This is a genomic window from Psychrobacillus insolitus, from assembly GCF_003254155.1.
GTDB classification, from domain to species: domain Bacteria; phylum Bacillota; class Bacilli; order Bacillales_A; family Planococcaceae; genus Psychrobacillus; species Psychrobacillus insolitus.
Map to the genome: position 1 here is coordinate 1 of NZ_QKZI01000020.1, position 8,869 is coordinate 8,869.

Here is an 8,869-nt window from a genome sequence, read left to right on the forward strand (position 1 = left end):
AAGAAGCAAGCTTCTTCATCATTCGCTCGACTTGCATGTATTAGGCATGCCGCCAGCGTTCGTCCTGAGCCAGGATCAAACTCTCCATAATAGTTGAGTATAAAACTCAACAAATTAGAACTAGTTTAAAAGCTCATTTTGTTTTGCTGGCATCATCATTAAATGATGTCAAAAATGTTTTGCTATCGAGCTAACCGAAGTTAGTCAATAAGCTGTATTTCTTAACGTTTTGCATGTTCAGTTTTCAATGTTCATTTTGTTACGTCGTTTTGACGACTTTAATATCATAACAAATTACAATACCGTTGTCAACAACTTTTTAATTTCGTTTTTAAGAAATTTAATAGTTAAAACGACAGGAGCTAATCATAACACCCTCTAAATACTTTAGCAAGTTTTTTCTTTTAATTCCTAATAGCAGAAACTCATAATAAACCGCTGTGATCACATGGAAATCATTCAAATCCCCTGATGCTACACGTATGATTAGTACCTCCCGTAAAGGCGACCAATAGAAATGGCTTACTTTCGATAAATGGGTAAAACAAAATGCACGAGGTGACGAGGAGCAATCAGAGATTTTAGCCTCCCTAGTTCTTTCATGCACAACGCTCGTAACGGATGCATAAAGTGGTCTGAACTTTTTATCGGATGAAAAGGATTATGCACTTGGAAAATCGCTGACAATCTTGAGAAGAAAAGTCAAAGCAAAACCGTTTAATGCCAGCTTTTCAAAACAATTGGCACTCTATATAGGACCGGCATTTACCAATAAAAAAGCTTTATTAGCAAAGTTGGATGCTACTTCTCTTAACTTTGGACGCGCTAAAGAAGTTCTACTTTCCCAATTACGTGATCCTGTATTTGACCGTTTATTCATCGAAGGTAAGGACACTTATGATTGATTATATGAAATTTAACGTGATGTGGATGGATGATGGCAGATGATGAAATTTGGTTACGCTTTAAGGAAGAAACACTCACGCACCGAGATGTTTATTTACGTAAAGACCTTTATTACCCATAAGATGATGCTTTTTCAACTACTTCTCCCAGCTAAAAAGGATGTTCAGATAAATTGGGAAGTAATATGGTACTTACCTATTTTGATTCATCTGATTGTACTATTATTTTACTAAAAATCACTGTTTGCTATTCATTGCATAAGATACTATTAGACCGGGAAATTTTTACTGTATACAAATTTCATTAGTTTTCTTTCAGTGACACGCACTACCTATCACCAAACAATTACTCTTAGTGATAGGTAGTACGTGTCACTTTAGCATTAAACACTTCAATTGAAATCAATCTCGTTACCCCGGAATTGTTGGTTTCCTCCCAACTTTTTCCACCAACATGTGTTAAAAAGACATGTGAAGCCTCTTGTGACATTGTACGATCACCGGAAATAATGATATATCCAAAATTTTCATTTAGAAAGTCTACTTTTCTAAAACGCATGACTGGGAAGGGTTCCGTAACTAATGATTCCTCCCACGTTTTGCCTTGATCATTTGAATAGATTAATACAATATAAGAATGCAGCTCAATTTCCTTCAAGAATATAGCTATTTTCAATTAGTACTTGGGTATCTCCATTACTTATTGATGTTCCTCTGCTATTTGTTTTAAATAGCCGTCTGGTAGCTGCGCAGTTACTTCAAGATGTCTCATGTATTGCTTTCCCTCGATTGTCTCAATCTCTAGTAGAAGTGAGTCTCGCGTGCCCATCTTATACGGATTACTGAAGAAAAGATCAATCGTATCTCCTTGCTCCATTTTAAACAGAATCTTTGGCTCAATTCCATTTTGTGAATACGAAAGAAACGCTACCGAATCGTAATGCCCAATTGAACTAATAGACATCGCATCGGGTGCAGTAAATGTATAACGAAGCCTGTCTTCCTCTACTACACCCTCTGCGGTTTCATCTGCTCGTAGCACAATAAGAATTGTTTCAACTGGAGCGTAGTTTTCATACGAAATATCCACAGGTAATGCACCACCTGTATACTTATCGAAATACGTAAGTTCCTCTTCTGTCAATTTGATCACATCTTCACGCAGTTCATAACCATTTTGCGTTACAAGCACACCCGTTGTTTCTGTCTCACCGTCCCAGTTGCCGTCTGTACGGATTGGGTAAAATTCTTTTTCGTCTACTGCTACCTCCATTAAATACGTTTTATCGTTTTTCGTTGTAATATAAGATATGGTAATCGTCTTAGCTAACTCATCAATCTGCGCAGACACCACAATTGGTCCGTCTAAACTTGCTTTTGGCCAAAGGAAATATAAAACTACCACAAGTAGGACAATTGAGATTCCTATCCATTTTTTCATGTAACTAGCTCCTTTTAACATCCATCCAATCTTTGTCTTATCCTGCAGGTTCTCTAAAAAATCAAATAGCAAAAATGATATAGATTGAATATTCTTACATATATTGTATCGCAAATGATTAGAGTTGATACAAAAAAATTTCTATTTCAAAGTGCAGAATCAGTGATAAGCTTACTTCAACAATTTGATTTATTCGGCCACTCTTTCATAGGTTAATTTTTACACAAATAAAAAAGCATCTACGAGTAAATAGACAAAACCAAGCGTTTAAAGCCCACACAAATGTTGGTTTGTGTGGGCTCGATAAGCGGATAGTAATTGGTATGCCTCTAATTTTTTCCCGTAATTCATACATCCTTCGAAGATCAATTAATTTATTGATAGTATGAGGTAATCCTTTTTTATTCTCAACGGCTACCTGAATCTTTTATTTAACTCCAACTGGCTTAATGTCACCACCGAATGGACTAAGGAATACACGCTCATTTGAAGTATCTTTTTGTTCAATTGGTAATTTAGGGAAAAGCAACTCCGCTACTGTATACGCTTCTTCTAAATGAGGATACCCCGATAAGATGAAGGTTTCGATCCCTAAATCTGCATATTCTTTCATACGTGCTGCAACGGTGTCTGGATCGCCTACAAGTGCTGTACCGGCACCTGTTCGAACTAAACCAACCCCTGCCCAAAGGTTCGGACTTACTTCTAATCGCGCTCGATCACCTTCGTGAAGGCTCGACATTAAGCGTTGGCCTTCTGAGTCCATACGTTTAAATACTTTTTGCGCCTGTGCGATTGTTTCATCATCCACATATTCGATTAGCTGGTTAGCTGCTTCCCAAGCCTCTTCTTCAGTTGGACGGACGATGACGTGTAGACGAATACCAAACTTTAATGTACGACCTTTTGCAGCCGCTAGCTCACGCATTTTTTTGATTTTCTTCTCCACCTGCGCTGGTGGTTCCCCCCATGTTAGGTAGACATCAACATGCTCTGCAGCTACGTCCAATGCAATTGGTGAAGATCCTCCAAAATAAAGGGGTGGATACGGCTTTTGTACAGTTGGGTACGGTAATTCGCCCCCTTCAATACGTAAATAATCTCCTTCTACGGTTACTTCTTGTTCCGTAAATAATTGGCGCCAAATTGTTAAAAACTCGTCTGTTAATTCGTATCGTTCATCATGGTCTAAAAAGACCCCTTCGCCCGCCATTTCAACTGGATCTCCTCCAGCTACGACGTTAATAAGTAAACGACCGTTTGAAAAGCGGTCAAGCGTTGCAGACATACGTGCCGCAAAGCTTGGTGACATTAGACCTGGACGTACAGCTACTAAGTACTTTAACTTTTCCGTTAACGGAATTAGTGTCGATGCAACAATAAAGCCTTCTTCACACGTTTTCCCAGTTGGGAGTAACACCCCCGTATAACCTAAATCATCTACTGCTTGCGCGATCTGTTTGCAGTAATTGTACGTTGCAGGACGTGAACCTTCACTATTATTAAACTGGCGAAAATCACCGTTTGTTGGGATGAACCAAAAAATTTCCACTATTATTTCCTCCTCATGAATATGCTGAAATTTCAGGATATATATTATTCAATGTATACTGACCGATATCACGAATTTTATAATCAATTGGGTCATGTAATGTATGTGTGCGTACATTGCGCCAGTAACGGTCGAAATTGTATTGTGCTGAAGTTGAACGAGCACCCATCACTTGAAAAATGCGGCTTGTCACATCTAATGCAGTCTGCACGACCTGTACTTTTGTTGTCGCAACAGCGATGCTACATTCACCACGTTGTTCAAATGTAACTTCGTGTTTTAATGCCCAAGTCTTGTCTAGCACTTCGTTTGAAACTTTCGTTAGTGCATCCGCTGCTTTTAATTTCACGAACAACTCACCGTAGTTATATACGTGATACGGATCTTCAGCCGCAGTGTCAACGTTTGAAGTGACCCACGGGCGCGTTTGCGTTTTCGTATACTCTTTTGCTACATCGAAAGCTCCTTCAGCTGTGCCAAGCAGCACGTGAATTAAAATCGACTGCGCAATATGCGTACGTACCGTTGCGAATACATTGTCGTCGTTTATTTGAAAGGCTTCTAATACTTCTGAATGTTTCACTTCTACGTTATGAAATTCAACCGAGCCGCTATCAGTTTGGCGCTGACCGAAGCTGTCCCAATCGTTGCCGATAATTACCCCTTCACGAATCGAAGGGATAACTGCGATTACAACACCAGAGCCATCCTCTTTTTGCGCAGAAATAAGTAAACGGTCCGAATCCGTTGCTCCTGAGCAGAAGCTTTTCTTACCCTGCACAAGCCAGCCATTTGCTGTTTTTTTGGCTTTTACATGTATATCAAGTGGGTTGAATGCATTTCCCCAGAAATTATCATTTTCTGCTGTTTCTTTAGTAAAATGCGACACCTGTTCTGCCGTGCCGTATAATTCAACCGATGCGAGGCATAAAAAGTGATAACCGAATAAATGAGCGACGGAGCTATCTACTTTGGCAATTTCACGTGTAATATGTAGAATCGTTGACCAATCTGCCTTCTCCCCACCATACGCCTTTGGTGATGCAAGACGAAGCAACCCACTTTTTCTAATAAGATCACGCTCTTTTTTGGCCGTACCACCTAGTTTATCGCGTTCACTCGCTGTTTTTGAAATTTCCGCTATAAGTGAGGCGACCACATCTTGTAAAGCACTTTTAGTTTCAGCTATCATCGAACGATACCTGTAGATAGTGTAAGAGCTTTCTCTTTTTCACGGACAAGTGGAATCACTGTTTCACCGAACGCTTTTAAGTCTTCTTCGTAATGTAAAAAGGCCGTTAACACAATGTCTACACCAATTTTTTTCAGTTCAATAATTCGATTTGCCACTTGTTCTGCCGTCCCAATCAGACCGGTTTTAAATCCTTCGTTATATTGTAGTAAATCTTCATCTGAAGCATCTGACCACATACCTTTGCCCTCAGGAGACGCGACTCCAGCTGTTTTGACAGAATCTTTGAAGCCTTTTACTGCATCATTGTCTGCGTTATTTATAATATCGCGTAGAACTTGCTTTGCATCTTCTTCAGTATCACGGACAATGACGAAGCCATTCACACCGAATTGGATAGGTTTATCATGATTGGCTTTACGCAGTGCACGAACTTCTTCGATTTGCGCTTGAATATTTTCAAATGTGTTGCCGTTCATAAAGTACACATCCGATACATTACCTGCCATTTCTTTTGCGGCACGAGAGTTTCCACCTTGGAATACTTTTGGTTGTACAACTGGTTTGGGCTTTAGCTGTGCATCATTTAGCGAATAAAAATCACCTTTAAAATTCGCATACTCTTTTGTCCAAAGTTCCTTTAATACGCGAATAAATTCTTCAGAGCGACGGTATCTTTCATCATGATCAAGCCACGGTTCTCCGTAACCGGTAAATTCGCCTTTAAACCAACCGCTGACGATATTGACAGAAACTCTGCCCTGACTAATATGATCGATTGTTGAAATCATTTTCGCCATGACACCAGGATGCCAAAGACCCGGTAGTACAGCAGTAATGATATTGAGTCTTTCTGTTTTAGCAGCCAGTGCAGATGCTAGTGTAGCTGCCTCTAACTGCAACTCAGCGCCATAGCTCGCAAAAAAACGTGTTTGCAATAGGACATAATCAAAGCCGTTGTTTTCGGCAATTTCTGCATAACGTACATTGTCGTCAAATGTCCAGCCTGTCTTTTGTTGCAGTTTTGAGATAACTAAACCCCCACTAACGTTCGGTGCCCAATAGGCAAATTGTAAATTCATGAATATCCTCCTTTTATTTAAAAACCCATATGATTTCGTATTGCTTAGTGCCTCCGGGTACCCAGTCAGCCAGGGAACTTATTATCCAATAAACCCCACATTCAACTTATGATTAAAGACTGTCAGTAACAAATAATTCGCTTGCAGTATTCTTTTCATGTGATGCTAAAAAAAATTCTAATTTTTTAGTTAAACCGCCGGGTCCAAATTTCACTTTCGCTTCCCCTGAACAATTAACGAATATAAACTGCAACATAACCCTTCTTCTAAATATAATGTCGGTTAACCCCTTGCTGTAAAACCAACTGTCAATCGTATTATAAATCCCTTTATTCAAAGAAAATTGTTGTTCGCAAAACTGAATAAACTGTAAATCTGGTAAGTGGAACATTTCCTCAAAATTTCCCATAATTTTCTTTAGCCTCACATTTTATTTAAGTAAATGAAATTGTTTGCGGGTATAAAAAGCATCCATTTGTAATTGATTGATTAACTCTTGCAATTGGTTAAACTTTTTTTCTCCTCGAATATAAAACATCATTTCTACTATTAAATTTTCATCATAAATGCATTCATCAAAATCTAACATATGCACTTCAAACGTTTGATGATCTCCATCATCAAACGTAGGCCGATTCCCCACATTCATAATCCCCAAATATTTTTGTGATTGATGATATACATAAACACCGTAAACACCATTCTCTAAAGTGAAATTTTCTACTAGATTCAAATTTGCAGTAGGAAAACCAATCGTCCGTCCCAGTTGTTTCCCTTTTTCTACTTGGCCCACAATAAAGCGTTCATTATACTGACGTAAAGCGTGCATATTTAACCTCCTACTTCAAAATGTTTTTCCGGAAAAGAAAGAGGCCTTCTAAGTATGTAATACATACTTTGAAAGCCTCTAGTTGTCTAGTCGGTTTTAAACTTATAATTGTGAATATTATAATACCAACTATCCCTAGTAGTCAAGTAGTATTTGAAAAAGGATATTTATGGCACTGTTTCGCGAACGTCAAATACAAATAATCCCCATCTGTAAATCAGATGAAAATTTGTCAGGATTGAAGTAATACTACTGGCCAACTGATGTTTCACCTGTTCGCAGCGTTCTCTGAATTTAAGCGTAATTTAATCGAAGGACGATCTAAGAGCAACTGGTGGACTTGAAAGGTTTGGAATCTTTTACAGAGAAAGATAATCAACCTCCAGAAGAGCAAGAGTTAAATGGCTTACGTAAGAGAAATAAGCAACTGGGAATGGAAGCAGATATTTTTAAGCAAGCTGCAAGGGTCTCGGGACGAAGATAAATGTAATCGAGCAAAATCAGTACAGATATTCGGTATCAGCAATCTTTTCTACACCGAGTAATCGCAGGTGTCACATATGTAAAGTCCTTCAAATAGCTCGTAGAACTTTTTACCATGACACCGGAATAGCGGCTCAAAAAGAACAAGAAAAGCTCGCGGTAGAACAAGGATTAAAAGAAAAAATACAGGTGATTTTCCATGATAATTGCGAAGTATATGGAACGAGAAGAATAAAAGATGCCCTGCAAAAAGCTGACCAAACCGTTTCTAGACGCTGGATCGGTCGATTAATGGCAGAGCTTGGGATTACGTCGAAATATACGCAAGCTTCTTATAAACCAATATCCATCCCACCAAATGAAGAGTCTGTACGTAATGTGTTAAATAGAGAATTTCAAGTAGACAAAGAAATGTCCTTACTAGTAAGTGATTTAACGTATGTGAAAGTTGATAACCACTGGAATTCCATATGCTTTTTAATCGATTTGTATAATCGAGAATCCGTTGGGTATAGCGTCGGAGAGAAAAAAGACACAACTCTAGTTAAACATCCCTTAGCATGGGTAAAATATCCACTTAGACAAGTGAAAGTCTTTCATACGGACCGTGGATCTAAGTTCAAGAACGTTGGAATTGACGAGCTATTAAACGAATACAAGATTAAGCGATCCCTTAGACGAAAGGGCACCCCTTATGATAATGCAGTGGCAGAAGCGACATTTAAGATATTAAAAATAGAACTAATCAACGAATCGCACTACCCTATCCTTGAGCAGCTGTCTCTTGACCTTTTTGATTACGTCAATTGGTACAATAACATTCATTACCTATAGTACGCTAGGCTATCTAAGTACGATCGAGTACAAAATTTCTTTTCTTAAAAAAGTTGGTTGATTTAGTGCTGACATACCAAATACTTGTTCTTTTTTATACTTAAAACCCCTTAATCGCTCGGCTTAGACATTACCTACCAAAATTATTTAAGTATAATCCTTTAGTATCAAGGGATAGCAAATAGAGTTATTTAATCGAGAAAACCCATGTTGGTTAAGGTGAAGTGAAGTTTTCTTCACCCTACATTTGACATAGAAACTGTTTTCTAAACAACAAAAAAAGGTAGTTACCGATTTCTCGGTAACTACCTTTTTTTATAGTGCCTAGCGACGTCCTACTCTCACAGGGGGAAACCCCCAACTACCATCGGCGCTGAAGAGCTTAACTTCCGTGTTCGGGATGGGAACGGGTGTGGCCTCTTCGCCATCGTCACTAGACAATGAGTGCTTGTTCACTCAAAACTGGATAAAAGACATTAATTTTACGTATTCATTATTTGGTTAAGTCCTCGATCGATTAGTATTCGTCAGCTGCACGTGTCGCCACGCTT

At 38.7% G+C, this 8,869-nt stretch carries 10 protein-coding genes, 2 rRNA genes and 1 pseudogene; 4 read left to right on the plus strand and 9 right to left on the minus strand.

The window, feature by feature from the left end; all coding sequences use genetic code 11:
* Positions 1 to 91: ribosomal RNA gene (locus C7437_RS16505) — 16S ribosomal RNA — on the minus strand; the annotation flags it as partial.
* Between the two features lie 598 nt (positions 92 to 689).
* Here C7437_RS16505 and C7437_RS17290 point away from each other — a divergent pair.
* Positions 690 to 905, plus strand: coding sequence for a hypothetical protein (locus C7437_RS17290; RefSeq protein ID WP_245909333.1), 216 nt, complete (start codon positions 690 to 692; stop codon positions 903 to 905).
* A gap of 352 nt (positions 906 to 1,257) precedes the next feature.
* Here the strand turns inward: C7437_RS17290 and C7437_RS16515 are convergent, their stop codons facing one another.
* The 7 genes from C7437_RS16515 to C7437_RS16545 all read right to left on the minus strand — a co-directional run bounded on the left by C7437_RS16515 (position 1,258) and on the right by C7437_RS16545 (position 7,001).
* Entirely contained in the window at positions 1,258 to 1,581 is a 324-nt protein-coding gene (locus C7437_RS16515) for a WD40/YVTN/BNR-like repeat-containing protein (protein WP_111441082.1), read from the minus strand.
* Between the two features lie 24 nt (positions 1,582 to 1,605).
* Positions 1,606 to 2,346 (minus strand): hypothetical protein, encoded by a 741-nt coding sequence (locus C7437_RS16520; protein ID WP_111441083.1) that lies wholly within the window; start codon positions 2,344 to 2,346, stop codon positions 1,606 to 1,608.
* Between the two features lie 427 nt (positions 2,347 to 2,773).
* The gene (gene ssuD, locus C7437_RS16525; protein ID WP_111441084.1) at positions 2,774 to 3,898 is read right to left on the minus strand and encodes an FMNH2-dependent alkanesulfonate monooxygenase; all 1,125 of its coding nucleotides are present in this window, start codon (positions 3,896 to 3,898) and stop codon (positions 2,774 to 2,776) included.
* Between the two features lie 13 nt (positions 3,899 to 3,911).
* Positions 3,912 to 5,090 carry an acyl-CoA dehydrogenase family protein gene (locus C7437_RS16530; RefSeq protein ID WP_111441085.1) on the minus strand — a complete coding sequence of 393 codons (1,179 nt, stop codon included), beginning with the start codon at positions 5,088 to 5,090 and terminating at the stop codon, positions 3,912 to 3,914.
* Complete coding sequence (gene sfnG, locus C7437_RS16535) at positions 5,087 to 6,172, minus strand: dimethylsulfone monooxygenase SfnG (protein WP_111441086.1); 1,086 nt, start codon at positions 6,170 to 6,172, stop codon at positions 5,087 to 5,089. The genes C7437_RS16530 and sfnG overlap by 4 nt, the downstream gene beginning before the upstream one ends.
* Positions 6,173 to 6,284: 112 nt before the next feature.
* Positions 6,285 to 6,581 (minus strand): hypothetical protein, encoded by a 297-nt coding sequence (locus C7437_RS16540; RefSeq protein ID WP_111441087.1) that lies wholly within the window; start codon positions 6,579 to 6,581, stop codon positions 6,285 to 6,287.
* 21 nt (positions 6,582 to 6,602) lie between these two features.
* The gene (locus C7437_RS16545; RefSeq protein WP_111441088.1) at positions 6,603 to 7,001 is read right to left on the minus strand and encodes a riboflavin kinase; all 399 of its coding nucleotides are present in this window, start codon (positions 6,999 to 7,001) and stop codon (positions 6,603 to 6,605) included.
* Positions 7,002 to 7,243: 242 nt separating this feature from the next.
* On the opposite strand from C7437_RS16545, the pseudogene C7437_RS17295 reads away from it, so the two are divergent.
* From C7437_RS17295 to C7437_RS16555, 3 genes and pseudogenes are all read left to right on the plus strand, one after another.
* Positions 7,244 to 7,324, plus strand: a pseudogene (locus C7437_RS17295) (recombinase family protein); the annotation flags it as partial.
* A gap of 26 nt (positions 7,325 to 7,350) precedes the next feature.
* Entirely contained in the window at positions 7,351 to 7,485 is a 135-nt protein-coding gene (locus C7437_RS17375) for a hypothetical protein (protein ID WP_281269983.1), read from the plus strand.
* Positions 7,486 to 7,526: 41 nt separating this feature from the next.
* Positions 7,527 to 8,318, plus strand: a complete 792-nt coding sequence (locus C7437_RS16555) for an IS3 family transposase (protein WP_245909334.1) — start codon at positions 7,527 to 7,529, stop codon at positions 8,316 to 8,318.
* A gap of 322 nt (positions 8,319 to 8,640) precedes the next feature.
* Here C7437_RS16555 and rrf read toward each other — a convergent pair.
* A 5S ribosomal RNA gene (gene rrf, locus C7437_RS16560) occupies positions 8,641 to 8,756 on the minus strand.
* Positions 8,757 to 8,869: the final 113 nt, after the last annotated feature.

Bases quoted from the DNA above. Each gene is read 5' to 3' on its own strand.
- C7437_RS16530 (WP_111441085.1), bottom strand. From the start codon at position 5,090: ATGATAGCTGAAACTAAAAGTGCTTTACAAGATGTGGTCGCCTCACTT.
- C7437_RS16520 (WP_111441083.1), bottom strand. From the start codon at position 2,346: ATGAAAAAATGGATAGGAATCTCAATTGTCCTACTTGTGGTAGTTTTA.
- C7437_RS16545 (WP_111441088.1), bottom strand. From the start codon at position 7,001: ATGCACGCTTTACGTCAGTATAATGAACGCTTTATTGTGGGCCAAGTA.
- C7437_RS16540 (WP_111441087.1), bottom strand. From the start codon at position 6,581: ATGGGAAATTTTGAGGAAATGTTCCACTTACCAGATTTACAGTTTATT.
- sfnG (WP_111441086.1), bottom strand. From the start codon at position 6,172: ATGAATTTACAATTTGCCTATTGGGCACCGAACGTTAGTGGGGGTTTA.